This is a genomic window from Mesorhizobium sp. B1-1-7, assembly GCF_006442705.1.
Taxonomy (GTDB): Bacteria; Pseudomonadota; Alphaproteobacteria; order Rhizobiales; family Rhizobiaceae; genus Mesorhizobium; species Mesorhizobium opportunistum.
Genome location: NZ_VFWQ01000008.1, coordinates 1 through 24,325 on the forward strand (window position 1 = coordinate 1; position 24,325 = coordinate 24,325).

The window sequence follows — 24,325 nt, forward strand, 5'->3', positions numbered from 1 at the left end:
CCGAAGTGACATTCGATCTCCCCCCTTGAGGGGGAGATGTCCGGCAGGACAGAGGGGGGCGAACCGCGATGACGCATAATCTGGTGTCCGCCAACAATCGCCGCAATGCACGCAGGATGCGCAAGGTGATGACCGATGCGGTATCTGTCGATTATTTGTTATCCACAGAACAGCGCGGGTTGAGCGAAGCTCGATCTTCCCATGGTCCCGGGAGGATCGGCGGCTCGCGACGGTCTCTTTTGCAGCATTGGCGGTTGGCGAAGGCCGAAGTGACATTCGATCTCCCCCCTTGAGGGGGAGATGTCCGGCAGGACAGAGGGGGGCGAACCGCGATGACGCATGATCTGGTGTCCGCCAACAATCGCCGCAATGCACGCAGGATGCGCAAGGTGATGACCGATGCCGAACTCAAGCTTTGGAATGCGATCAGGGCACACAGGCTGATGGGACTGGGGTTTCGGCGCCAGATGCCTATCGCTGGCCATATCGCGATTTTGCATGCCCGGATAAAAAGCTGATCATCGAGCTTGATGGGTCCCAGCATGGCCAGGCGGAAACGTCGGAATCGGACGCTGCAAGAACCGCCAAGTTTGAAGCGCTTGGCTGGACGGTCCTGCGCTTCTGGAACGACGATGTCATTCGCGATATCGACAATGTCTGCCAGCACGTCGTGATTGTGGCTGGGCTAAGCGACGCGCCGTGAGCATCGCGGAAGCGGGACATTGGGCAGGGCCGGCGCTCTACGGCGCCCCCCTCTGCCCTGCCGGGCATCTCCCCCTCTTGGGGGGAGATTGGCTGCTTTGGGGCAGCGCCGACATCAGTTATTCAATCCGGCCCAAACCCCGGGCTCGTCGGGCTGCCATCATCAAGCTTCGACAGCCACTCCACCAGCGTCGGCCTATACCGCGTCAGGCCCTTGTAGTTGGCCAGCTCATCGGGCAGGTCGCGGATGACGCGGTGCAGGCGGCGTGCCCATTTCGGCTGCGTCGCCAACTCGTCCATCTTGATCAAATAGCAGCGGATCGGGAAGACGATGCCGTTCGAGCGTGGCAGGCGCCAGAAGCTCTGCAATTCCACGCGCAGATGCACCTTGTCGCCTACATTCTCCGGCGTCACCGTCGCCCGGTCCGGACCCCATTTGTGATAATTTTCAGGGCTGGTGTCGAGGCGCGGATTGATGGTCATCGTCCAGTTCAGCCGCCTTGCCGGCTTGCCCTGCTGGATGTTGGTGAGGAACTTCAGCGCCCTGACGAAAATCCCTTTCTCGTGTGCCAGCGGCACCGGCGCGTGCCACTCGAAGAAGTTCATGCCGATGTCGAAGTCGAGCGACCAATCGGCCTGGGTGGTGACCATGCCGGCATCCATCCAAAGGTTGCCATCGCGCTGGTCGAGGATGCAGAAATCGCCCTGGCTCTGGCGGGTGATGTATTCCATCGGCCCGTAAGGCAGCGTCGAGGTGTCGCCGAAGGTGAAGGTGTCGTCGATGCCGAGCGGCCGGTTGATCCAGCGCCAGCGGTCGCCGTCGCGGGTCAGCGTGAAATGTTCGGGATAGCCCAGCGCCTGCTGCTCCATCAGGAGTTCCAGCAGGTCCCAGCCGGCCAGCGTCATGTGCGGCAGCGATTGGCAGCGCAGCGGATCCTCGGCCAGCACCAAGGCGCGGTCCTGCATCTCGGCGACATAGTGCTCGTCGACGTCGATCAGGTTCTCCAGCACGCTGCCCTTCGGACCCACGACATGCGGCTCGATGTTGACTGCGTACATGTAGCTGTCTTCGTGGAACGGAAATGGGAACCGCCTGATGTGCTCGGGGCTGTTCTTGAAGGTGAAGTCGTCGCGGAACGTTTCCTTGCGAAAGGTGATGCCCATCTTCGCCTCCTATCTTTCCAGGACCAGCGATTTGCCCTCGAAGCGCGACACGCACGGCATGATCTTGCAGCCGGAACGGTGGTCTTCCTCGCTCAGCCAGTGGTCGTTGTGGATGAACTTGCCGTCGTACGAGATGACATTGGTTTCGCACTGGCCGCAGACGCCGCCGCGGCAGAGATAGGGCGGATCGACACCGGCCGCCTCGATTGCTTCCAAGAGGCTCTGCTGCTCGCCGACCCGGATCGCCTTGCCGCTGACGGCCAGAGTCACATCGAAGGGCAAGCCGGGCTGGGGTGCCGCGAAATGCTCGAAATGCACGGTCTCCGAGGGCCAGCCCAGGCTTGCCGCGCGGTCGCGCACCCAGTTTATCATGCCGGCCGGGCCACAGACGTAGAGATGCGTGCCAAGCGGCTGCGAAGACAAGAGCCGGTCGAGATCGATGCGCTCCTCGCGGTCGTCGTGATAGAGCTGGACCCTGCGACCGTAGCGCTGCCGCAGGACATCGGCATAGGTGCCGAGCGAGGCGGTGCGGCAGGTGTAGTGCAGTTCGAAATTGCCGCCCTGCCCCGCCAGCTGCGCGGTCTGCGCCATGAACGGCGTGATGCCGATGCCGCCGGCCAGCATCAGATGTTTCTTCGCCCGAAGGTCGAGCGAGAACAGGTTGACGGGATAGCTGATCACCATCTCCAGGCCCGGCCTGACATTGCGATGCATGAACAGCGAGCCGCCACGCCCGACATCGTCGCGGCGCACCGAGATCGTGTACTCGCGTGTGTCGAGCGGCGAGCCCATCAGCGAATAGGGATTGAGCCTTGTGCGCTCGCCATCGCGCATCTCGACCACGACATGGGCGCCGCCGGAGAAGGTCGGCAGCAATTCACCGTCGCGCCGGCGGAAATGAAAACGGGTGACGAGGTCGTTGACCGGGACGACATCGCTGACGACGACATCGAGCTTGGTGGTGCCGGTGCTCATGGGAAGGCCTCCTCTATCGGAGGAATTTCACTGCGGTCCTCGGCATTGATGCAGACGCCCTGGAAGGCGGCGAGGCGCCGGGAATAGTGATCGCGCACCAGAAGCAGCAGGCCGCAATGCGCGCAGGTGGCGGGCTGCGTCGTCACATTCTCGGTGATGCCCTTGCAATGGACGCACTGCATGCGCCGTGCCAGCGAGCCGCGATGTTCTGTTTGCATCGAGGTGTGGTCGATGCCGGCTTCCAGCGCCACCTGCATGGCTTGGCCGATCAGGCCTTCGGTGCCGGCGAGGTAGAGGCGCAGGCCCATATGGGCGTTGGCCAAGGTATGCCTGAGCCTCGGCAGCAGGCTGGCGAAGGACGGCGCCTGGTGAAACTGCGCCGGCTTCAGCGCCTCGAGGGCGGCGACATGCTTGCCATCGGGACCGGGGATGAAGACGATCTCGGCATCGTCGAAAAACCCGGCCGGGGCTCTTGCGGCCATGTCTGAAATAGCGAGCGCACCTTCGGCATCAGCGATGAAAAGATGGTGTTTGCCGGGCTGCGGAGAAAGCGTTCCGTAGACCGGCCGGCTGATGATGCTTTTGGCTGCCATTTACGTCTTCGTGCCTCGAACCCCTCGCTGTTGATTGTGCCTCAGCCTTTCGCCGTGCGCTTGGTCTTCTTGGGATCATCGAACGGCAATGGCTGCGCCGTCGCCTTGATCGATCCGCTCTTGTTGCGGATCTCGAGCCTGGTGTCCTTGACGGCGCAGTCGACGTCGAGCCGGGCGATGCCCATCGATTTCTCGACCAGCGGCGAATACATGGCGCATGTCACCACACCGACCTTTTTGCCGTCGCGATAGACCGGCGCGCCCTCGTCCGCCGGCTCCTTGCCGTCGAGCAGCACGCCATAGATCTTGAAGCGCTCCCTGCCCTTCAGGCGATAGTGCTCCTCGGCGCCGCGAAAACCGGTTTTGCCGGGGCTGACGGTAAAGTCGAGGCCGAGTTCCCACAGCGTATCGCCGGGGCCCTCGTTCTCGAACGGATATTTTTGCGAATTGTCGTAGGGGTAGAAGAGCAGATAACTTTCGACCCGCAGCATGTCGAGCGTGGTGAAGCGGCAGGGAATGATGCCGGCGCTCTTGCCCTCCTCGAGGATCCTGTCCCAGATCGTGCCGGCATCCTGGCCACGGCAGAAGATCTCGTAGCCGCGCTCGCCGGTGTAGCCGGTGCGGGAAATCATCACCGGAAAACCGAACAGCTGCGTCTGCATGTGATGGAAGTAGTTGAGATCGCGGATGCCCGGAACATGCTTGGCGAGATAGTCGACCGCGGCCGGCCCCTGCAGCGACAGATCATGCAGATTGTCGTCGAAGCGCAGCGACACGTCCCTGCCCATCGCGGCGCGCTGCAATTCCTCATGGCCGGTGCCCGAGCCGTGCACCACCATCCAGGCGTTCGGACCGGTACGGTAGAGGATGCAGTCGTCGGTAAACTTTCCCGCCTCGTTCAGCATGCAGGCATAGGCCGATTTGCCGGGATAGATCTTTTCGACATCGCGCGTGGTGGCAAGATCGATAAGATGCGAGGCGTGCGGCCCGGTGATGTGGACCTTCTTGAGGCCCGACACATCCATCAGCCCAGCCTTGGTGCGGATGGCGATGTATTCCTCGTCGGCGTCCTTGTCGTAGGTCCAGGCGGTCCCCATGCCGCTCCAGTCTTCGAGCTTCGAACCCAGCGCGCGATGGCGATCCGCCAGGGTCGAAAATCTCCAGGATGCCGTCATCCGCTCGTCCTCCGTTCAAAAATCCATTGTTCCCTGCTCCTTAGCGCGGAGGCCGGAGCTTTGGGTTGAATATTGACCGCAAACGCGGGAGAGCCGCAATCCCCTGAATGCAAATAATTTCATTGTCAGGCAAAATCGATCGCCTCAACCAAACGGTTAACTCTGCGTAAATTGGTCTTGACAATTGCCGAAATCGGCCTGAATTTATGAAAAAAATTTCACTCTCTTGAAAGAGAGCGGTGCGCGGAGGGTTCGAGACCGTTCGCCGGAAAAAGGGGAAAACCGATGTCAGACCTGCAACAGCGCATCGAGGCGCTGTATCGTTCCGACTTGCGCGGATCCGCGCTGCTGATCATCTGCCTATGGGCGACGATCCTCTTCGTCCTCTTCATGACCTGGCCATACATTCCGCATGGCGGCATCAAGGCCGTCGTCGCGATTGCCGCCGCCGCCGTGCTGATCTTCAACACCGCCGCCATCCTGGCGATGGTCAAACACTACAAGGAAGACAAGGAATTCATCTACGGGCTCGACATCAAGAACGCCGACGCGGCCCGCAACAGCAACTCCTGAGGATCAAGAACATGCCGCGCTACACGCCGCCGGAGCAGAGCAAGGCCGGGCAAGTCTTCGATATCGCTGTCGTTGTGGTCGCTATCTTCGTGGCCTTGTGGCTGCCGCTGAAGCTCGGCCTTGCCGGTGCCGCGAAATCCATCGACGCGCTCGACGCCAAGACATGGGAAGCGCTCGGCCAGAATCCGACCATGGCTTCAATCTGGGAAAAGCTCGGCTATACGCCGGAGACCGCGCACGACATCATCCAGAACCGCTTTCACTACATCATCGACTGGCCGACGCTGATCGTCATGGCAGCGGTCCTGATCGGCTATTTCGTGTTCTTGTTCCGGGCATCCGACCGCGAATATCGCGATGTCATCAACGAGAAGTTCGACGACAAATAAAAGTTTCGACGACGAGCAATCGGGGGCACGATCATGTGGGTGGCACTCTCTTACGCATGCTGGGGCATCTCGATCGTGCTCGCGCTGTGGATGCTTTACGACTGGTTCAAGGTCGATACGACCTACTCCGAGGACGTTCTGACCTCGTCGCGCGAAGGCGAGCTTGAAGCCGTCTCCGAAAAACACCGTATCTGAGTGGGGATTGATCGATGACCGCCGCGGTTGAGAATACCATCACCACCACCATTCACGGCGACCGGGTATCGCTGCTGAGGGTACTCGGCCCGGCCCATGTCTGGGCGCTCGGCGTCGGCATCGTCCTGGTCGGCGAATTCACCGGCTGGAACTTCTCCGCCGACAAGGGCGGCGCGCTGGCAGCCTTGATCGTCTGCTGGGTGGTCGGGCTGCTCTACACCTCGGTCGCCATGATCGATTCCGAGGTGACGTCGACGGTCGCCGCCGCCGGCGGCCAGTATGCGCAGGCCAAGCACATCGTCGGACCGCTGATGGCCTTCAACGTCGCGCTGTTCCTGGTCTTTGCCTATACGATGCTGGAAGTGTCCGATGCCATCCTGCTTGGCGACACCATCGTCGCCAAGGCCGGCGTCGAAGGGCTCACCCACAATTCCTTCATCGCCGCCACCATCGTGGTGCTGGCATGGCTGAACTACCGCGGCGTGCTGATGACGCTCAACGTCAATTTCGTCATCACCGCGATCGCCTATATCTCGATCGTCATCCTTTTCTTCTCGGTCAGCCCGTGGACTCAAGGGGCGGTGCTGAAGCTCAACGAGCTGGTCACGCCCGGCAATGCGCTGCCCTATGGCTGGATCGGCGTCATCGCCGCCTTCCAGTTCGGCATCTGGTATTATCTCGGCATCGAAGGCACGACGCAGGCCGCCGAGGAAGTGCGCTCGCCAGCCCGCTCGCTGCCCTACGGAACGATGGCCGGCATGATCACGCTTCTGATCGCGGCCGCCATGACCTGGTATGTCTGCGCCTCGCTGATGCCTTGGGAATATCTCGGCATCACCTATTACCCGCTATGGGACGCGGGCAAGCTGACCGGCAGCCCGCTGCTGGAAAATCTGTTGTTCGTCGCCACGCTGCTTGCCGCGCTGGCATCGGCTAATGGCTGCATCAATGACGCAGCGCGCGCGTGGTTCTCGCTTGGCCGCGACCGCTATCTGCCGAGCTGGTTCTCGGCCGTGCATCCGAAATACCGTACACCCTACCGTTCGATCCTGTTCCTGCTGCCGATCGCGCTGGCCTTCGCCTTCATCGCCGACCTCAACCAGGCGATCACCTTCTCGATCCTGTCGGGCGTGCTGCAATACACTTTCATGAGCATCAACATCATGATGTTCCGCAAGAAGTGGCCGCTTGGCTCGATCCGCCGCGGCTACACCCACCCCTTCCATCCGCTGCCGGCGATCGTGCTGTTCTGCCTGTGCGTGGTGACCTTCTTCGCCATCTTCCTCGGCTTCGGCTCGCAGCTGATCGCCATGGTCGCCTTCTACTTCCTGATCTCGCTGTGGTTCCATTTCTACCGCTACAAATTCGTGCGGCGCGGCGAACAGTTCACCATGCCGTGGCCAAAACCGCAGGGCTATTGATGGGAGAAGGTCCGTCCGGATCCCGGGCGGACCTGGCATGACAACATGTCCGAGGTGACGTCAGCACTGCTCGCCGGGGTAATTGTCCTGGCTCTCGTCCTTCACCTTGCGTGGCTGGCGCGCCGCAGCCGCAAGAGAGATTTAGCGACGCTCGCCGGCGAAGAGGCCCGCGTTCGCGCCGTCATTGCCGACGCGGCCAATGTCTCGGACGGCACCGTCGGCGTCATCACCTGGGAAGGCTCGTGGAACGGCCAGCGCGTTCAGCTGCGCACCATTGTCGATACGCTGGCGACAAGAAAGCTGCCGGCGCGCTGGCTCAGCGTCTCGCTCACAGAAATGGTCGCGGTTCCAGCCATTTTCGACATGATGATGCGGCCGGGCTCGCCGACGACGTTCTCCAATTTCGATCACCTCGAGCATACGCTGCCCAAGGCTCCTGGATTTCCAGCCGAGGCAATCCTGCGCACCGACAAGAGAGGCGCGCGTTTTCCGCAGAGCCTCATCGCCAGCCATATCGAGATCTTCACCGAAGGACGCGCCAAGGAATTGCTGATCACGCCGAACGGGGTGCGCATCGTCTGGCTGCTGGCCGAGGCCGAGCGGGCCCGTTACGGTGTTTTCCGGCAAGCCGAATTTGGCGGCACGGCACTCGATCCGGCGCTGATCGAAAGGCTGCTGGTGTCGATGTCGGCGCTTCGCGATGCCATCAACAGACATGAACGGCAGGCCGCATGACCGACTCCACCACCATTTCCGCCCCGACCAATCCCTACCTTGTTCTCGGCGCCGCAATCCTGTTGCCGGCAAGTGGACATGTCATTCTCGGCGTGCCGGTGCGTGGCCTGCAGTTTCTCTTCTTCATGGTGATCCTGGCGTGGGTGACCGCCAAGATCGCGCCGCCCGACGCCAGCTTCATCGGCCGCCATGCCGGCGGTGTCCTGATCTACGCGCTGTCCATCCTCGACGCCTACAAGCTCGCCCGGGTCCGCCATGCGCTTTGGGTTCACAAGACCCGCGACAGAGGCGATGACCCACAAGGCGGCATTGCGCCGCATATGTAACTAGAGGAAAATTTTTTTCATACGATTGAATTTAGGACATTCATTCGATACATCATTTCGGAGCCACAAACGTCGGGAGGCTGACATGTGCGGAATCGTCGGACTTTTCTTGAAGGACAAGGCGCTGGAGCCGAAGCTCGGCGCCATGCTGTCGGAAATGCTGGTCTCGCTCAGTGATCGCGGCCCCGACAGCGCAGGCATTGCAATCTATGGCGCGCCGTCAGGCAACGAGGCCAAGATCACCATCCAGTCAGCCAAGCCGGAACACGATTTCCGCGGCCTTGAAGCCGACCTTGCCAAGGCTATCGGCGCGCCGGTGAAAATCGCCGTGAAATCGACTCACGCCGTCGTCAGGACCGAGCCCGCCAAGATCGACCAAGCACGCGAGGCCATCCAGGCCCTGCGTCCCGATATTCGCATCATGGGCGCCGGCGACGTCGTCGAGATCTACAAGGAAGTCGGCCTGCCGGAAGCGGTCGTCGACCGCTTCGACGTCCGCAAGATGACCGGCACGCATGGCATCGGCCACACCCGCATGGCGACGGAATCGGCGGTGACGACGATGGGCGCGCACCCATTCTCGACCGGCGCCGACCAGTGCCTGGTGCACAATGGCTCGCTGTCCAACCACAACAATGTCCGCCGCGAGCTGATCCGCGAAGGCATGAAATTCGAGACCGAGAACGATACCGAGGTGGCGGCCGCCTATCTCTCATCGCAGATGGCGCATGGCAAGAACCTGGGCGAGGCGCTGGAGGGCACGCTCTCCGACCTCGACGGCTTCTTCACCTTCGTCGTCGGCACCAAGAACGGCTTTGGCGTGGTACGCGATCCGATCGCCTGCAAGCCCGCCGTGATGGCCGAGACCGACCAGTATGTCGCCTTCGGTTCGGAATATCGCGCGCTGACCAAACTGCCCGGCATAGACAATGCGAGGGTCTGGGAACCGGAACCCGCAACCGTCTATTTCTGGGAGCATTGAATTCATGCCGGCAATTAACCTTTCAAAGACGGCGGCGAGCGACCACGCCTCTCGGGTGTTCGACCTCGACCAGATGTCGCTGCGCGAGCTCAACCAGGCGCTGCACAATCTGGCTCCCGGCTCGAACGAGACCGCCTGGGAAGTGTTGAACCCGAAAGGCAGCCATTCCGTCGCCGTCGGCGTCGATCAGCCTGTCACCATCGATGTGCGCGGCAGCGTCGGCTACTATTGCGGCGGTATGAACTCCGGCAGCGCCATCACCGTGCATGGCTCGGCCGGCCCCGGCGTCGGCGAGAACATGATGTCGGGCTCGATCACCATCAAGGGCGATGCCAGCCAGTATGCCGGCGCCACCGGCAAGGGTGGCCTGCTGGTCATCGAGGGCAACGCCTCGTCGCGCTGCGGCATCTCGATGAAGGGCATCGACATCGTCGTGCATGGCAATATCGGCCACATGTCGGCCTTCATGGCACAATCAGGCAATCTGGTGGTGCTGGGCGATGCCGGCGACGCGCTGGGCGATTCCATCTACGAGGCGCGCCTGTTCGTGCGCGGCAACGTCGGCAGCCTGGGCGCCGACTGCATCGCCAAGGAGATGCGGCCCGAACATCTGCAATTGCTGCAGGGGCTGCTCGACCGCGCCGGCATCACCGGCGTCAAGCCGTCTGAGTTCAAGCGCTATGGCTCGGCGCGCACCCTCTACAATTTCAATATCGACAACGCCGACGCGTATTGAGGCAGCATGACCTATCGCAACCCGCCGACGACGCCGCGCAAATCCGCGACCTTCGACGACTACACGCTTTCCGAAATCCGCCGCGCCGCGGCGACCGGCATCTATGACATCCGTGGCGCCGGCGCCAAGCGCAAGCTGCCGCATTTCGACGATCTCCTGTTCCTTGGCGCCTCGATCTCGCGCTATCCGCTCGAAGGCTATCGCGAACGCTGCGACACCAGCGTGGTGCTGGGTTCGCGTCATGCCAAGAAGCCGATCGAACTGAAAATCCCGATCACCATCGCCGGCATGAGCTTCGGCTCGCTGTCGGGTCCAGCCAAGGAGGCGCTCGGGCGCGGCGCAACACTGTCCGGCACCTCGACCACGACCGGCGACGGCGGCATGACCGAGGAGGAGCGCGGCCATTCCAAGCAGCTGGTCTATCAATATCTGCCGTCGCGTTACGGCATGAACCTGCGCGACCTGCGTCGCGCCGACGCGATCGAAGTCGTGGTCGGCCAAGGCGCCAAGCCGGGCGGCGGCGGCATGCTGCTTGGCCAGAAGATTTCCGATCGCGTCGCCGAGATGCGCACGCTGCCCAAAGGCATCGACCAGCGTTCGGCCTCGCGCCACCCCGACTGGACGGGCCCGGACGATCTCGAGATCAAGATCCTGGAATTGCGCGAAATCACCGACTGGGAAAAACCGATCTACGTCAAGGTCGGCGGCGCCCGGCCCTATTACGATACAGCGCTTGCGGTGAAGGCCGGCGCCGATGTCGTCGTGGTCGACGGCATGCAGGGCGGCACCGCGGCAACCCAGGAAGTGTTCATCGAAAATGTCGGCCAGCCGACGCTTGCCTGCATCAGGCCGGCGGTACAGGCGCTGCAGGATCTCGGCATGCACCGCAAGGTGCAGCTGATCGTCTCGGGCGGCATCCGCAACGGCGCCGATGTCGCCAAGGCGCTCGCATTGGGCGTCGATGCGGTCTCGATCGGCACGGCAGCGCTTGTCGCGCTCGGCGACAATGATCCGCGCTGGGAGGCGGAGTACAACGAACTCGGCACGACGGCCGGCGCCTATGACGACTGGCATGAGGGTCGCGACCCGGCCGGCATCACCACGCAGGACCCGGAACTGATGAAGCGGGTCGATCCGGTGGCCGCCGGCCGTCGGCTGGCGAACTACCTCAAGGTGATGACGCTCGAGGCCCAGACCATCGCCCGCGCCTGCGGCAAGAACAGCCTGCACAATCTCGAACCCGAGGACCTCGTTGCACTGACGATCGAGGCAGCCGCCATGGCCGGCGTGCCGCTGGCCGGCACCAACTGGATACCGGGGAAGAACGGCTTCTAATCAACGAAGGGCCGAAGGCCCTATGCTCTAGGGCCAACAATCGACAAAATGGGGAACTTCCGTGACAGCTGATCTTGCAGAATTCGCAAGGGCGAAAAACGTCAAATATTTCATGATTTCCTACACTGACCTGTTCAGTGGGCAGCGCGCCAAGCTGGTGCCGGCGCAGGCAATCGCCGACATGCAGAAGGATGGCGCCGGCTTTGCCGGGTTCGCCACATGGCTCGACCTGACGCCGGCGCATCCCGACATGCTGGCGGTTCCCGATCCCGCCTCGGTGATCCAGCTGCCGTGGAAGCCCGAAGTCGCCTGGGTCGCCGCCAACTGCATCATGGACGACAAGCAGGTCGACCAGGCGCCGCGCAACACACTGAAGCGATTGATCGCCGAGGCCGCCAGCGACGGCATGCATGTGAAGACCGGCGTCGAGGCCGAGTTCTTCCTGATCTCGCCCGACGGTAAAACGATTTCCGACGAATACGATACCGCGTCAAAACCCTGCTACGACCAGCAAGCGGTGATGCGGCGCTATGATGTCATTGCCGAGATCTGCGATCACATGCTGGCGCTCGGCTGGGGCGCCTACCAGAACGATCACGAGGATGCCAACGGCCAGTTCGAGATGAATTGGGCCTTCGACGATGCGCTGGCGACCGCCGACAAGCACTCCTTCTTCAAGTTCATGGTCAAGTCGATCGCGGAAAAGCACGGCCTGCGCGCGACCTTCATGCCAAAGCCCTTCCAGGGGCTGACCGGCAATGGCTGCCATGCACATATCTCGGTGTGGGACGAGACCGGCAAGACCAATGTGTTCGCCGACAATTCGATGGAACTCGGCCTGTCGGCCAAGGGCAAAAACTTCCTCGGCGGCATCATGAAGCACGCCTCGGCGCTTGCCGCGATCACCAATCCGACGGTCAATTCCTACAAGCGCATCAACGCGCCGCGCACCATCTCGGGCGCGACCTGGGCGCCGAACACGGTGACCTGGACCGGCAACAACCGCACCCACATGGTGCGCGTGCCGGGACCCGGCCGCTTCGAACTGCGCCTGCCCGACGGCGCGGCCAACCCCTATTTGCTGCAAGCCGTCATCATCGCCGCCGGTCTCGACGGCATCCGCTCCAAGGCCGATCCGGGCAAACGCTACGACATCGACATGTACCAGCTCGGCCATACCGTCACGGACGCACCGAAGCTGCCGCTCAACCTGCTCGACGCGCTGCGCGAGTTCGACAACGACAAATCGCTCAAGGCGGCGCTGGGTGAGGAATTTTCGTCGGCATACCTAAAGCTGAAGCATCAGGAATGGAATTCCTATGCTTCGCACTTCACGCAATGGGAGCGCGACCACACGCTGGATATCTAGAAGCATCGGACCGAAAAGTGTGAAGCGGTTTTCGGGTAAATCCGATGCGTCAAAAAGAATCCGGCGTAGGGCGAGCGGCCTTGGAATGACGCAATGAAATACTCGATCTTCTCGCTCGCCCGCGCCGCCCTCTCCGGCCACAAGAACTGGCAGCGCACATGGCGCGATGCCACGCCGAAGGATCGCTACGACGTGGTGATCATCGGCGGCGGCGGCCATGGCCTTGCGACCGCATGGTTCCTTGCCAGCGAATACGGCATCAGGAATGTCGCCGTGCTCGAAAAGGGGTGGATCGGCTCCGGCAATGCCGGCCGCAACACCACCATCATCCGCTCCAATTACGGCCTGCCCGGGAATACCGGCTTCTACGAATTGTCGATGAAGCTGTGGGAGCGGATGGAGCAGGACCTCAACTACAACACGATGGTCAGCCAGCGCGGCGTCATCAACCTCTACCATTCCGACGCACAGCGCGACGCCTATGCGCGGCGCGGCAACACCATGCGCATCAACGGTATCGATGCCGAACTGCTCGACCTCGCCGCGGTCAAGAAGATGATCCCGTTCCTGAATTACGACAATGCGCGTTTTCCCGTGCAGGGCGGATTGCTGCAGCGGCGCGGCGGCACGGCACGGCACGACGCCGTGGTCTGGGGCTATGCCCATGCGGCAAGCGCGCTCGGCGTCGATATCATCCAGAACTGCGAGGTGACAGGCTTCGTCCGTGACGCCAACGGCAAGGTGACCGGCGTCGAGACCTCGCGCGGCAAGATTGGCGCCGGCAAGGTCGGCATGGCGGTGGCTGGTTCCTCCTCGCGCGTCGCGGCGATGGCCGGCTTGCGCCTGCCGATCGAAAGCCATGTGCTGCAGGCCTTCGTCTCCGAGGCGATCAAGCCGCTCATCCCGGGTGTCATGACCTTCGGCGCCGGCCATTTCTATGTCAGCCAGTCGGACAAGGGCGGGCTGGTCTTCGGCGGCGACATCGATGGCTATAATTCCTACGCCCAGCGCGGCAACCTGCCGGTCATGGAGGATGTCTGCGAGGGCGGCATGGCGCTGATGCCGATGATCGGCCGCGTGCGCCTGCTGCGCCAGTGGGGCGGCATCATGGACATGTCGATGGACGGTTCGCCGATCATCGACAAGACGCCGGTGGACGGGCTCTATCTCAATGCAGGCTGGTGCTATGGCGGCTTCAAGGCGACGCCCGGCTCGGGCTTCGTCTTTGCGCACCTCCTGGCTCGCGAAGAATCCCACAAGGAGGCGGCACGGTTCCGCCTCGACCGGTTCCGGACCGGTGCCGTGATAGACGAAAAGGGCCAGGGCGCCCAACCGAACCTTCACTGAGAACGGTCACATGCGTATTGTCTGTCCCTTCTGCGGTGAACGCGAACTCGGCGAGTTCACTTATCTCGGCGATGCCAAGCCGGTGCGCCCAGCGGCCGGCGCTTCGGAAGACGAGGTCTTCGACTACGTCTATCTGCGTGACAACATCGCCGGTGATACCAGCGAACACTGGTACCACGGCGGTGGCTGCCGGGCCTGGCTGAAGATCACCCGCAACACGCTGACGCACGAGATTTCGGCCGTGGAGCCGACGGCGGGTGTTGGTGCGAGGCAGGTTGGGAAATGAGCTATTCTCGCCACTTCAGTGCTGCCCCTCACCTGCCTGCCGGCATCCTCTCCCCGTATAGGGACGGGGAGAGGGGCGCTCTCGCCAATGCTTTCGCCAATCACCGGCGTTACAAGAAGGGAGCCGGCATAGCGGCCAGCCCCCTTCTCCCCGTCCCTATACGGGGAGAAGTGCCCGGCAGGGTGATGAGGGGCAGCGCTGGCCTTCGCCATGACATCAAATCGATGAGAGGCTGAACATCGTGACCTCTCAAGCCCATCGCCTCGCATCCGGCGGCCTCATCGACCGCTCGGCGTCGCTGCATTTTCGCTTCGACGGGAAGAGCTTTTCCGGCTTCCAGGGCGACACGCTGGCCTCGGCGCTGGTCGCCAATGGCGTCAAGCTGGTCGGCCGCTCGTTCAAATATCACCGCCCGCGCGGCATCCTGACTGCAGGTTCGGAAGAGCCCAACGCACTGGTCGAACTGCGCACCGGCGCACGCCGCGAACCGAACACCAAGGCAACGACGGCCGAGCTCTATGAAGGGCTCGAGGCCGCCAGCCAGAACCGCTGGCCGTCGCTGCGCCATGATGTGATGTCGGTGAACCAATTGTTCGCGCCGATCTTCGTCGCCGGCTTCTACTACAAGACCTTCATGTGGCCGGCCAAGTTCTGGGAAGCGATCTACGAGCCAGCGATCCGCCGCGCCGCCGGCCTTGGACGCGCCGCCGGCATTGCCGATCCCGACCACTACGACAAGGCCTGGGCGCATTGCGACGTGCTGATCGCCGGTTCCGGCCCGACCGGCCTGGCGGCGGCACTGGCTGCCGGCCGCGCTGGTGCCCGCGTCATCCTGTGCGAAGAGGATTTCGTCCCTGGCGGCCGCCTGCTGTCGGATGGCGGCACGATCGATGGCATGCCGGCGGCCGAGTGGCTGTCGAAGACGCTGGCGGAATTGGCCGACATGCCCGACGTCCGCATCATGACCCGCACGACACCGTTCGGCGTCTATGACGGCGGCACCTATGGCGCGATCGAGCGGGTCAACGATCATCTGCCCTCGCCGCCGCAGCATGAGGTGCGCCAGCGCTTGTGGCGGATCGTGGCCAAGCGCTGTGTCGTCGCCGCAGGCGCCATCGAACGGCCGATCGTCTTTGCCGGCAATGACACGCCGGGCGTGATGATGGCCTCCGCGATGCGGACCTATGTCACGCGCTACGCGGCAGCACCGGCAAAGCGCATCGCGCTGTTCACCAACAATGAGGATGGCTGGCGCACGGTCGAGGCGGCTCTCGGCGCCGGACTGCAGATCGCGGCGGTGATCGACGCGCGGGCCGATGTATCTCCGGCCCACCGTTCGTTGGCATCCAAGGGCGGCTTCCCGGTGCTGCATGGCGCCGTCAGCGGCATCGACGGCGGCAAGGATGGCGTGCGGAAAATCGCGGTGTCGCTGACCGGCGGCGCGCGCGCCGAGGTCGAGGCGGACGGGCTCGCTGTTTCCGGCGGCTGGAACCCGGCGGTCGGGCTGACCTCCTATCATCGCGGCCGGCCGAAATGGCGCGATGACATTGCTGCCTTCGTACCCGATGGCGCGCCTCCCGGCATGGTCGCCGCTGGCGCCGCTGCCGGCGCCTTCGGGCTCGGGGCCTGCCTGGCAGAAGGGTTCGCCGCTGGTGCAACAGCCGCGCTCGACGCCGGGCGCAGCGGCAAGCCAGGCTACGCGCCGATCGGCGACGACGAGGCTTTCTCGCTGACACCGCTCTGGCACGTTAACGGCAAGGGCAAGGCGTTTGTCGACCAGCAGCACGATGTCACGGCCTCAGACATCGAACTCGCCCAGCGCGAAGGGTTCGAATCTGTCGAGCACCTGAAGCGCTACACCACGCTCGGCATGGCGACCGACCAGGGCAAGACCTCCAACGTCGCCGGCCTTGCCATTATGGCAGCGGTGAGCGGCCGATCCATTCCCGAGACCGGCACGACGATCTACAGGCCGCCTTACGTGCCCGTCGCCATCGGCGCCTTCGCTGGCCATCACCGTGACGAGACTTTCCACGCGACGCGGCTGACGCCGTCGCATCACTGGGCCGCCGAACAGGGCGCCATCTTCGTCGACACCGGCCTCTGGAAGCGCGCGCAATGGTATCCCCGCGCCGGCGAGAAGGACTGGCTGGAATCGGTGACCCGCGAGGTCAAGGCCGTGCGCTCGGGCGTCGGCTTCTGCGATGTCTCGACGCTCGGCAAGATCGACGTGCATGGCCCGGATGCCGGCGCCTTCCTCGACCGCGTCTACATCAACACCTTCTCCAACCTCGCAGTCGGCAAGGCGCGCTACGGGCTGATGCTGCGCGAGGACGGCATCGTCTATGACGACGGTACCACGTCGCGGCTGGCTGAGGACCACTATTTCCTGACGACAACCACGGCCAAGGCCGGGCTGGTGATGCAGCATCTCGAATTCTGCCGACAGGTGCTGTTTCCCGAACTCGACGTCCAGTTGACGTCGGTGTCCGACCAATGGGCGCAGTTCTCGATTGCCGGACCGAAGACGCGAGACCTGCTCAGGGAAATCGTCGACCCCGCCGAAGACCTTTCCAACGATGGTTTTCCGTTCATGGGCGCGCGCGAAGTCCGCTTGCGCGGCGGCATCAAGGCGCGGCTGTTCCGCATCTCCTTCTCGGGCGAGATGGCATTCGAGATCTCCGTGCCGGCGCGCTTTGGCGAGGCCATGGCGCGCAATCTGATGCTGGCCGGCGCGCCGTTCGGCGTCACGCCTTACGGCACCGAAGCGCTTGGCGTGATGCGTGTCGAAAAGGGCCATGTCGCCGGACCGGAGCTGAGCGGCACGACGACCGCGGCCGATCTTGGCTTGGGCAAGATGATGTCGACCAAGAAGGATTTCATCGGCCGGGTGATGGCCGGCCGCGAGGCGCTGGTGGCGCCGGACCGGCAGGTCGTGGTCGGCATCAAGCCGACCGACAAGGCACGCCGGCTGCGCTCCGGCGCGCATATCATCCCGAATGGGCAGACACCGGGCCCCGGCAACGACCAGGGCTATGTTACTTCGGTCTGCTTCTCGCCAACACTGGACCAGTGGATCGGGCTCGGCCTGGTCGAACGCGGCCGCGAACGCATCGGCGAGATCGTCCATGCACATGACCCGCTGCGCGGCGAGGACTATGATGTCGAACTCTGCAATCCCGTCTTCTACGATCCGGATGGAGGGCGCCAGCGTGGTTGAGTTTTCCTGGGAGGTCCGCAGCCCGCTGGAGCATGCGCTTGTTGCCGGGCCGTATGGCGTGAAGGGCGAAGCCGGCGTGTCGCTGACCGAGATCCGCAATTTCGACTTGGTCCAGGTGATGGCGCGGCGCGGCAAGGCGGCGGAGCTGGCGAAGGATGCGAAGGCCCATTTTGGCGTCGCGGCCCCGACTGCGCCAACGGTTGTCCAGGCCTCGGACGCCACGCTAATCTGGTCGGGACCGGACCAGTTCTTCGTTCTGTCAAAGGGCGGCAAGCACACGACGCAGATGCTGGCACCGGCATTCTCCGGCTCCGCCTCGTTGTCGGAGCAATCGCATGCGCGGGTGTTGATCAGCATTTCTGGGGACAAGGCGCGGATGATGCTGGCGAAACTTTCGTCGATCGATTTATACCCAACCGCGTTCCCAGTTAGCGCGGCAGCCGCGACCTTGATGGACCACACCAGCGTCACGCTTTGGCGCGGCGCAGACCGGGCGGACGGGCTGGCGGTGTTCAACGTTCTGGTGTTCGCGACGTTTGCCGAGAGCTTGTGGCACACCATGCTGGATTCGGCTGCGGAATATGGCGTGGCGATCAAACATTCAGAGGAACTGGTGTAGCGTTTGTGAGCGGCTCTTCCTTCTCCCCCTGTGGGAGAAGGTGGATCGGCGCGATAGCGCCGAGACGGATGAGGGTGCTGCAGGGAACGCCAACGCCTCACTCCGCTGGAACACCCCTCATCCGTCGCCTTCGGCGACACCTTCTCCCGCAGGGGGAGAAGGGGGAGCTTTACGTCAGCTCCGCCTTGCCAAACGTGACGCCCCTGCTATTCTTACCGCTAAAATAATTTCACACACAGGCAAACTTGTTTCTCGAACCGCAAGGCTGAGATGAGCCAGTCGCCCTACCCCGCCATCGCCGCCGGACCGCCCAGGCCCAGCCTGATCCTGAGGCCGGGCCAGATCGCTCTGCCGCCGGGCATGGAGCGCTATACGATCCAGGGCAATGGCGCGGTGCTCATCGACATCGAGGCCGGCGACACGATCAGCGTGCGCAATGTCGAAGGCGGGCAGGCTTGCGAGCTGCTAGCCTGGGACAGCACCGGCGCGACCGATGCTGGTATCCTCGGTGAAAAATCCAACAGCAATGCCGCCGGCATCAAGGCACTGCTGGCCGGGGGCGATGACAGCCTCGCCTCCCTGCGTCGCGGGCTCGAGCGCCGCCAGGTGCAGCTTGATCAGCCCAAGGCGGTTCGCGTGTTCGGCGGCGCGACACCCGCAGGCACAGAGCAGGATTTTGCCGTCGCCCGCGATGGTGCGTTGCTGATTGCCGCGCCCGGGGGGCCGATGCTGGTCGATGGCCACGACACGGCAACACCTCTCACCGTCATCGTGCGTCGCGCCACCATCCGCCCCGCGGCGCGATCACAACTTGACGATCCGCTCGCCGATCCGGTGCTTGACCTTCGCGTCCATTCGGCGACGGCGGAATCCTATTTCGTTAGGGCTGGTGACTATCTGCAGATCATCGATGTCGACGGGCGCCAGTGCACCGACTTCCAGTGCTTTTCGGCGCGCAAGCTGGACAAGGGCGTCGACCAACCACTCGACGTGACGACCACGCGCACGCTGATGGGCACGAGCTATCCGATCCCCGGTCTGCATTCGAAATATTACGACCAGGACATGGAACCGCTTGTCGAGGTGGTCCAGGACACATGCGGTCGGCACGACGCCTTCGCGCTCGCCTGCGCCGCGAAATACTACGACGATATCGGCTACCCCGGGCACACCAATTGCTCCGAGAATTTCAACCGCGCGCTGGCCGACAAGGGCGTCAATCCCCGCGCGGGCTGGATGGCGATCAACTTCTTCTTCAACACGGCGATCGACACGCACGGCGTCATGGTGTCCGACGAGCCATGGTCGCGGCCCGGCGATTATGTCCTGCTCAGGGCGTTGACCGACATCGTCTGCGTCTCCTCCGCCTGCCCTGACGATACGACGCCGGCCAATGGCTGGGACCCGACCGACATCCACGTGCGGACCTATTCCGGCCAGCACAAATTCTCGCGAGCGATCGCCAGACGCATGACGCCCGATTCGGAACCCAAAATGACCCGCGAGACCGCCTTTCATTCGAGCTTCGCCAAGCACACCCGCGACTTCTCAGAATACAGGGGCTACTGGCTGGCCAATTCCTTCGCCAAGGAAGGGCCGATCGCCGAATACTGGGCCTGTCGCCAGGACGCGGTGATCATGGACCTGTCGCCGTTGCGCAAGTTCGAGGTCACCGGCCCGGACTCCGAAGCGCTGCTGCAATACACGCTGACCCGCGACGTCAAGAAACTCGGCGTCGGCCAGGTCGTCTATTCGGCGATGTGCTACGAGCATGGCGGCATGATCGACGACGGCACGCTGCTCAGGCTCGGCAAGGACAATTTCCGCTGGGTCGGGGGCGATGATCTGTCCGGCGAATGGCTGCGCGAGACGGCGAAAAAACTCGGCCTCAACGTGCTGGTGCGCTCGTCGACAGACCAGATGCACAATGTCGCCGTGCAAGGGCCGAAGAGCCGCGACATCCTTCGTGAGGTGATCTGGACCTCGCCGCTGCAGCCGTCGATCGACGAACTGGAATGGTTCCGCTTCGCTGTCGCCCGCATCGGCGGCGGCAACGGCATTCCGGTCGTCGTCTCGCGCACCGGCTACACCGGCGAACTCGGCTACGAGATCTGGTGCCATCCGCGCGACGCCGAGAAAGTGTTCGACGCCATCTGGGAAGCCGGCCAGCCGCATGGGTTGAAACCGATGGGGCTGCAGGCGCTTGACATGGTGCGCATCGAGGCCGGGCTGATCTTCGCCGGTTACGAATTCTCGGACCAGACAGACCCCTTCGAGGCGGGCATCGGCTTTACCGTGCCGCTGAAGACCAAGACCGACGACTTCATCGGCCGCGAGGCGCTGATCCGGCGCAAGGAAAACCCGCAGAACAAACTGGTCGGGCTCGACATCGACAGCAATGTCGCGGTCGGTCATGGCGACTGCGTCCATGTCGGCCGCGCCCAGATCGGTGTCGTCACATCGGGCATGCGCTCGCCGGTGCTGAACAAGAACATCGCGCTGGCGCGGCTCGACGTCACCCATGCCGCGGTTGGCACTGAGGTCGAGATCGGCAAGCTCGACGGCCACGCCAAGCGGCTGCCGGCGCGTGTCGTTGCCTTCGCCCATTACGATCCGCAGAAGACCAGACCGCGCTCCTGAGCATTGCGACCCTTGCCTTCTCCCCCTTTGTGGGAGAAGGCAGGAGCCTGTTTCGCAAGCGTGATGTGCACGGTTTCACAAAACGCTTGACGTGAAAGCGTGCCGGATCAATCTTCACTCTTAAGAAAAAAATACGACTGAGTGGAAACACCGCAGTCGTGCGATCATTGTGCCGGGGAGCAAGCTTCGCAGAGCCGAGGCATCGCCGGCGGGGAACACTTACAAAAAGGGGAAGTCACTGACATGAGCACCATAAGTACGGTCCTGGACCAGCCTGCCGAAAGCAAGCTGCTCAGGCATATCGACTGGCGCGGCGCCTTCTGGGTGGCGAGCGGCGTTCCGGCGCTGGTCCTGTTTTCGATCGGCGGCATCGCCGGCACGACCGGGACGCTGGCCTTCCTGATCTGGACGGTGTCCATGATCATGGGCTTCCTGCAATCCTTCACCTATGCCGAGATTGCCGGCCTGTTCCCGAACAAGTCGGGCGGCGCCTCGATCTACGGCGCCACGGCCTGGCTGCGCTATTCCAAGTTCATCGCGCCGCTGTCGGTGTGGTGCAACTGGTTCGCCTGGTCGCCGGTGCTGTCGCTCGGCTGCTCGATCGCCGCCGCCTATATCCTCAACGCGCTGGCGCCGGTGCCGCTGTTCACCGAGACCTCGGCGGAAGTCGTCGCCTATATCGCAGCGCATGCCGGAACGGCACCCGCTGACGCCGTCACCGCGGTGACGGCCGCCGCGACGCCCGCAATTCGCAACTGGACGCTGTACAGCCACACGCTCGGCCCGGTCTCCTTCACCTTCAATGCCACCTTCTTCATCGGCGCGGTGCTGATGCTGATCATCTTCTCGATCCAGCATCGCGGCATCCTGGGTACCGCCAATGTGCAGAAGTATATCGGCCTGCTGGTCATCGTCCCGATGCTCATCGTCGGCGTCGTGCCGATCTTCACCGGGCAGATCAACTGGGCGAACTTCTCGCCGCTGGTGCCGCTGGCGGCCGCCTACGCGCCCGAGCCCGGCGCGTGGAATATCGCCGGCTGGACACTGGTGCTGGGCGGCATGTTCATCGCCGCCTGGTCGACCTACGGCTTCGAGACCGCCGTCTGCTACACATCCGAGTTCAAGAACCCGGGCACCGACACGTTCAAGGCGATCTTCTATTCCGGCCTGCTCTGCATGCTTCTGTTCATCCTCGTGCCGTTCACCTTCCAGGGCGTGCTGGGCCTGAACGGCATGCTGGCAACGCCGATCGTCGACGGCTCCGGCGTGGCCGACGCGCTGGCCGGCATGGTCGGTGGTGGCGCGCTGATCCACAGCCTGTTGGTGATGCTGATGATCCTGGCGCTGGTGCTGTGCATCATGACGGCGATGGCTGGCTCCTCGCGCACGCTCTACCAGGGCTCGGTCGATGGCTGGTTGCCGCGCTATCTCAGCCACGTCAACGAGCACGGCGCGCCGACGCGAGCCATGTGGACCGATCTCGTCTTCAACCTGATCGTACTGGCGATCGCCTCGGCCGACGCGACGAGCTTCTTCTTCATCCTCGCCGTGTCGAACTGCGGCTACATCATCTTCAACTTCCTCAACCTCAATGCCGGCTGGATCCACCGCATCGACAACGGCCATATCGCGCGCCCCTGGAAGGCGCCGAGTTGGCTGCTGGGGATCGGGGCAATCTTCGCCTACGTCAACGCGATCTTCATGGGCGCCGGCGCCAAGGTGTGGAACCCGATGGCGCTGTGGGCCGGTCTGATCACCGCGGCCTTGATCATCCCGGTGTTCTGCTTCCGCCACTACATCCAGGACGGCGGCAAGTTCCCCGACCACATGCTGGCCGATCTCGGCATGAGTTCGGCCGATCTCAAGGTCAGGAAAGCGGGCATGCTGCCCTATTTGACGCTGGTCGCAGGCGTGGTGGTTATGCTTCTCGCCAACTGGTGGTTTATCATCTGACGCGTTGACTTGACGTGAAACGGGCGCGCTCTGGCGCGCCCGTTTCATTTCGACCCCCAGCTGACGTCAGCCGGCCTTGCGGGCCGCGGCTTTCGTGCCCTCGAAGAACTGGTTGGACGGCCGCTTCAGGCCGAGATTCTCGCGCAGCGTCGATCCCTCATACTCGCGCCTGAAAATGCCGCGCCGCTGCAACTCGGGCACCACCTTCTCGACGAAATCGTCGAGCCCGGCGGGCAGATAGGGAAACATGATGTTGAAGCCGTCCGACCCCTCGGCGACCAGCCATTCCTCCATCTCGTCGGCAATGGTTTGCGGCGTGCCGACGAAGGCAAGGCCGGAATAACCACCCAGTCTTTGGGCAAGCTGGCGCACGGTCAGGTTTTCCGTGCGTGCCAGCTCGATGACGCGTTCGCGACCGCTTCTGCTCGCGTTGGTCTCGGGAATTTCGGGCAGGGCTGCGTCGGGATCGAAGCCGGATGCATCATGCCCGAGAGCGATCGACAGCGAGGCGATGCCGCTCTCGTAATAGACCAGACTGTCAAGTTTGGCGCGCTTGTCCCGCGCTTCCTCGACGCTGTCGCCAACGATGACGAAGGCGCCGGGCAGGATCTTGATGTCGTCGCGCGAGCGGCCGAGTTTTTCCGCCCGGCTTTTGACATCGGCAAAGAAGCGCTGCCCCGTGGGGAGATCACTATGCGCGGCGAAAATCACCTCGGCCGTCTCGGCGGCCAGCTGCCGCCCCGCTTCCGACGCGCCGGCCTGCACGATGACCGGCCAGCCTTGCACCGGGCGGGCTATGTTGAGCGGCCCCCGCACCGAAAGATGTTCGCCCTTGTGATCCAGCACATGCAGCCGCGCCGGATCGAAATAGAGCCCGCTGTCGGCGTCGCGGATGAAAGCGTCGTCGGCAAAACTGTCCCACAGGCCGGTCACGACATCGTAGAATTCCCGTGCCCGGTGATAGCGCTCGTCATGCTCGACGTGGTCGTCCAGCCCGAAATTCAGCGCCGCATCGGGGTTGGACGTGGTGACGATGTTCCAGCCGGCGCGCCCGCCGCTGATGTGGTCCAGCGAGGCGAAGCGGCGGGCGATGTGATAGGGCGCGTCGAAGGTGGTCGACGCCGTGGCCACCAGACCGATATGGTCGGTGACGGCGGCCAGCGCCGACAGCAGCGTGAACGGTTCGAATGAGGTCACCGTGTGGCTGCGCCGCAGCGCTTCTATCGGCATGTTGAGCACGGCCAGATGGTCGGCCATGAAGAAGGCGTCGAACTTCGCCGCCTCCAGCGTCTGCGCGAAGCGCTTCAGATGCGCGAAGTTGAAATTGGCGTCGGGATAGGCTCCCGGATAGCGCCAGGCGCCGGTGTGCAGACTGACAGGGCGCATGAAGGCGCCGAGCCGCAATTGCCGTTTTTCCGCCATGGGAAGACATCCTGATGATGAGGAGCGCTGCCGCTCCGGTGTCGCTCAGGATGGGACCGCTTCACGGCCCTGGGAAGGAATTCTGTTTTGCGAAACCCTTGCCGGAGAGCATTTTTGATCGGCGCGGCGGACCAGCCGTCACGCCGGATCATCCGCCATCGGCCAATG

The 24,325-nt window shown here is 63.3% G+C and carries 22 protein-coding genes and 1 pseudogene; 18 read left to right on the top strand and 5 right to left on the bottom strand.

Going from position 1 to position 24,325, the window contains the following annotated elements; genetic code table 11:
* The first annotated feature begins 68 nt into the window (after nucleotides 1–68).
* Both FJ978_RS32825 and FJ978_RS14770 read left to right on the top strand, forming a co-directional pair.
* Nucleotides 69–293, top strand: coding sequence for a hypothetical protein (locus FJ978_RS32825; protein ID WP_181176726.1), 225 nt, complete (start codon nucleotides 69–71; stop codon nucleotides 291–293).
* 39 nt (nucleotides 294–332) lie between these two features.
* Nucleotides 333–703: pseudogene (locus FJ978_RS14770) on the top strand (endonuclease domain-containing protein).
* Nucleotides 704–825: 122 nt separating this feature from the next.
* Here the strand turns inward: FJ978_RS14770 and FJ978_RS14775 are convergent.
* The 4 genes from FJ978_RS14775 to FJ978_RS14790 are packed head-to-tail and all read right to left on the bottom strand — an operon-like array spanning nucleotide 826 to nucleotide 4,609.
* Nucleotides 826–1,866, bottom strand: coding sequence for a DUF3445 domain-containing protein (locus FJ978_RS14775; RefSeq protein WP_140572707.1), 1,041 nt, complete (start codon nucleotides 1,864–1,866; stop codon nucleotides 826–828).
* Nucleotides 1,867–1,875: 9 nt separating this feature from the next.
* Nucleotides 1,876–2,841 carry a PDR/VanB family oxidoreductase gene (locus tag FJ978_RS14780; protein WP_140572708.1) on the bottom strand — a complete coding sequence of 322 codons (966 nt, stop codon included), beginning with the start codon at nucleotides 2,839–2,841 and terminating at the stop codon, nucleotides 1,876–1,878.
* The gene (locus FJ978_RS14785; RefSeq protein WP_023777957.1) at nucleotides 2,838–3,434 is read right to left on the bottom strand and encodes a dimethylamine monooxygenase subunit DmmA family protein; all 597 of its coding nucleotides are present in this window, start codon (nucleotides 3,432–3,434) and stop codon (nucleotides 2,838–2,840) included. Before FJ978_RS14785 ends, FJ978_RS14780 begins: the two co-directional genes overlap by 4 nt.
* Before the next feature lie 41 nt (nucleotides 3,435–3,475).
* Nucleotides 3,476–4,609: an aminomethyltransferase family protein gene (locus FJ978_RS14790; protein WP_013896774.1), complete on the bottom strand. Its 1,134-nt coding sequence runs from the start codon at nucleotides 4,607–4,609 to the stop codon at nucleotides 3,476–3,478.
* A 285-nt stretch (nucleotides 4,610–4,894) separates the two neighbouring features.
* Between FJ978_RS14790 and FJ978_RS14795 the strand changes: the two genes are divergently transcribed.
* The 16 genes from FJ978_RS14795 to FJ978_RS14875 all read left to right on the top strand — a co-directional run bounded on the left by FJ978_RS14795 (nucleotide 4,895) and on the right by FJ978_RS14875 (nucleotide 22,735).
* Nucleotides 4,895–5,182, top strand: a complete 288-nt coding sequence (locus FJ978_RS14795; RefSeq protein ID WP_023777959.1) for a hypothetical protein — start codon at nucleotides 4,895–4,897, stop codon at nucleotides 5,180–5,182.
* A gap of 11 nt (nucleotides 5,183–5,193) precedes the next feature.
* Entirely contained in the window at nucleotides 5,194–5,571 is a 378-nt protein-coding gene (locus FJ978_RS14800; RefSeq protein WP_013896776.1) for a hypothetical protein, read from the top strand.
* A 33-nt stretch (nucleotides 5,572–5,604) separates the two neighbouring features.
* Nucleotides 5,605–5,766, top strand: coding sequence for a hypothetical protein (locus FJ978_RS14805; protein ID WP_013896777.1), 162 nt, complete (start codon nucleotides 5,605–5,607; stop codon nucleotides 5,764–5,766).
* Between the two features lie 14 nt (nucleotides 5,767–5,780).
* Nucleotides 5,781–7,187, top strand: a complete 1,407-nt coding sequence (locus FJ978_RS14810) for an APC family permease (protein WP_013896778.1) — start codon at nucleotides 5,781–5,783, stop codon at nucleotides 7,185–7,187.
* A gap of 45 nt (nucleotides 7,188–7,232) precedes the next feature.
* Nucleotides 7,233–7,922, top strand: a complete 690-nt coding sequence (locus FJ978_RS14815; protein ID WP_013896779.1) for a hypothetical protein — start codon at nucleotides 7,233–7,235, stop codon at nucleotides 7,920–7,922.
* Nucleotides 7,919–8,248 carry a hypothetical protein gene (locus FJ978_RS14820; protein WP_013896780.1) on the top strand — a complete coding sequence of 110 codons (330 nt, stop codon included), beginning with the start codon at nucleotides 7,919–7,921 and terminating at the stop codon, nucleotides 8,246–8,248. Before FJ978_RS14815 ends, FJ978_RS14820 begins: the two co-directional genes overlap by 4 nt.
* Before the next feature lie 85 nt (nucleotides 8,249–8,333).
* Nucleotides 8,334–9,230 carry a glutamine amidotransferase family protein gene (locus FJ978_RS14825; RefSeq protein WP_013896781.1) on the top strand — a complete coding sequence of 299 codons (897 nt, stop codon included), beginning with the start codon at nucleotides 8,334–8,336 and terminating at the stop codon, nucleotides 9,228–9,230.
* Nucleotides 9,231–9,234: 4 nt separating this feature from the next.
* Nucleotides 9,235–9,966, top strand: a complete 732-nt coding sequence (locus FJ978_RS14830) for a GXGXG domain-containing protein (protein ID WP_013896782.1) — start codon at nucleotides 9,235–9,237, stop codon at nucleotides 9,964–9,966.
* Nucleotides 9,967–9,972: 6 nt separating this feature from the next.
* The gene (locus FJ978_RS14835) at nucleotides 9,973–11,301 is read left to right on the top strand and encodes a glutamate synthase-related protein (protein ID WP_010914750.1); all 1,329 of its coding nucleotides are present in this window, start codon (nucleotides 9,973–9,975) and stop codon (nucleotides 11,299–11,301) included.
* 61 nt (nucleotides 11,302–11,362) lie between these two features.
* Nucleotides 11,363–12,670: a type III glutamate--ammonia ligase gene (glnT, locus tag FJ978_RS14840; RefSeq protein ID WP_013896783.1), complete on the top strand. Its 1,308-nt coding sequence runs from the start codon at nucleotides 11,363–11,365 to the stop codon at nucleotides 12,668–12,670.
* 93 nt (nucleotides 12,671–12,763) lie between these two features.
* Complete coding sequence (locus tag FJ978_RS14845) at nucleotides 12,764–14,017, top strand: sarcosine oxidase subunit beta family protein (RefSeq protein ID WP_013896784.1); 1,254 nt, start codon at nucleotides 12,764–12,766, stop codon at nucleotides 14,015–14,017.
* Between the two features lie 10 nt (nucleotides 14,018–14,027).
* Nucleotides 14,028–14,303: a sarcosine oxidase subunit delta gene (locus FJ978_RS14850; protein ID WP_013896785.1), complete on the top strand. Its 276-nt coding sequence runs from the start codon at nucleotides 14,028–14,030 to the stop codon at nucleotides 14,301–14,303.
* Between the two features lie 238 nt (nucleotides 14,304–14,541).
* A complete protein-coding gene (locus FJ978_RS14860) occupies nucleotides 14,542–17,523 on the top strand; it encodes a sarcosine oxidase subunit alpha (protein ID WP_140572709.1) in 2,982 nt (993 codons plus the stop codon).
* Entirely contained in the window at nucleotides 17,516–18,142 is a 627-nt protein-coding gene (locus tag FJ978_RS14865; protein WP_013896788.1) for a sarcosine oxidase subunit gamma family protein, read from the top strand. The genes FJ978_RS14860 and FJ978_RS14865 overlap by 8 nt, the downstream gene beginning before the upstream one ends.
* 270 nt (nucleotides 18,143–18,412) lie before the next feature.
* On the top strand, nucleotides 18,413–20,782 hold the full coding sequence (locus FJ978_RS14870; protein ID WP_140572710.1) for an aminomethyltransferase family protein: 2,370 nt from the start codon (nucleotides 18,413–18,415) through the stop codon (nucleotides 20,780–20,782).
* Nucleotides 20,783–21,025: 243 nt separating this feature from the next.
* Nucleotides 21,026–22,735, top strand: coding sequence for an APC family permease (locus FJ978_RS14875; protein WP_013896790.1), 1,710 nt, complete (start codon nucleotides 21,026–21,028; stop codon nucleotides 22,733–22,735).
* Nucleotides 22,736–22,801: 66 nt separating this feature from the next.
* Here the strand turns inward: FJ978_RS14875 and FJ978_RS14880 are convergent, their stop codons facing one another.
* The gene (locus FJ978_RS14880) at nucleotides 22,802–24,157 is read right to left on the bottom strand and encodes an LLM class flavin-dependent oxidoreductase (RefSeq protein WP_140572711.1); all 1,356 of its coding nucleotides are present in this window, start codon (nucleotides 24,155–24,157) and stop codon (nucleotides 22,802–22,804) included.
* Nucleotides 24,158–24,325 lie beyond the last annotated feature (168 nt).

What these genes read in the sequence shown, in the direction of transcription:
- FJ978_RS32825 (WP_181176726.1), top strand. Translation starts at nt 69, where the DNA reads ATGACGCATAATCTGGTGTCCGCCAACAATCGCCGCAATGCACGCAGG.
- FJ978_RS14775 (WP_140572707.1), bottom strand. Translation starts at nt 1,866, where the DNA reads ATGGGCATCACCTTTCGCAAGGAAACGTTCCGCGACGACTTCACCTTC.
- FJ978_RS14780 (WP_140572708.1), bottom strand. Translation starts at nt 2,841, where the DNA reads ATGAGCACCGGCACCACCAAGCTCGATGTCGTCGTCAGCGATGTCGTC.
- FJ978_RS14785 (WP_023777957.1), bottom strand. Translation starts at nt 3,434, where the DNA reads ATGGCAGCCAAAAGCATCATCAGCCGGCCGGTCTACGGAACGCTTTCT.
- FJ978_RS14790 (WP_013896774.1), bottom strand. Translation starts at nt 4,609, where the DNA reads ATGACGGCATCCTGGAGATTTTCGACCCTGGCGGATCGCCATCGCGCG.
- FJ978_RS14795 (WP_023777959.1), top strand. Translation starts at nt 4,895, where the DNA reads ATGTCAGACCTGCAACAGCGCATCGAGGCGCTGTATCGTTCCGACTTG.
- FJ978_RS14800 (WP_013896776.1), top strand. Translation starts at nt 5,194, where the DNA reads ATGCCGCGCTACACGCCGCCGGAGCAGAGCAAGGCCGGGCAAGTCTTC.
- FJ978_RS14805 (WP_013896777.1), top strand. Translation starts at nt 5,605, where the DNA reads ATGTGGGTGGCACTCTCTTACGCATGCTGGGGCATCTCGATCGTGCTC.
- FJ978_RS14810 (WP_013896778.1), top strand. Translation starts at nt 5,781, where the DNA reads ATGACCGCCGCGGTTGAGAATACCATCACCACCACCATTCACGGCGAC.
- FJ978_RS14815 (WP_013896779.1), top strand. Translation starts at nt 7,233, where the DNA reads ATGTCCGAGGTGACGTCAGCACTGCTCGCCGGGGTAATTGTCCTGGCT.
- FJ978_RS14820 (WP_013896780.1), top strand. Translation starts at nt 7,919, where the DNA reads ATGACCGACTCCACCACCATTTCCGCCCCGACCAATCCCTACCTTGTT.
- FJ978_RS14825 (WP_013896781.1), top strand. Translation starts at nt 8,334, where the DNA reads ATGTGCGGAATCGTCGGACTTTTCTTGAAGGACAAGGCGCTGGAGCCG.
- FJ978_RS14830 (WP_013896782.1), top strand. Translation starts at nt 9,235, where the DNA reads ATGCCGGCAATTAACCTTTCAAAGACGGCGGCGAGCGACCACGCCTCT.
- FJ978_RS14835 (WP_010914750.1), top strand. Translation starts at nt 9,973, where the DNA reads ATGACCTATCGCAACCCGCCGACGACGCCGCGCAAATCCGCGACCTTC.
- FJ978_RS14845 (WP_013896784.1), top strand. Translation starts at nt 12,764, where the DNA reads ATGAAATACTCGATCTTCTCGCTCGCCCGCGCCGCCCTCTCCGGCCAC.
- FJ978_RS14850 (WP_013896785.1), top strand. Translation starts at nt 14,028, where the DNA reads ATGCGTATTGTCTGTCCCTTCTGCGGTGAACGCGAACTCGGCGAGTTC.
- FJ978_RS14870 (WP_140572710.1), top strand. Translation starts at nt 18,413, where the DNA reads ATGAGCCAGTCGCCCTACCCCGCCATCGCCGCCGGACCGCCCAGGCCC.
- FJ978_RS14875 (WP_013896790.1), top strand. Translation starts at nt 21,026, where the DNA reads ATGAGCACCATAAGTACGGTCCTGGACCAGCCTGCCGAAAGCAAGCTG.
- FJ978_RS14880 (WP_140572711.1), bottom strand. Translation starts at nt 24,157, where the DNA reads ATGGCGGAAAAACGGCAATTGCGGCTCGGCGCCTTCATGCGCCCTGTC.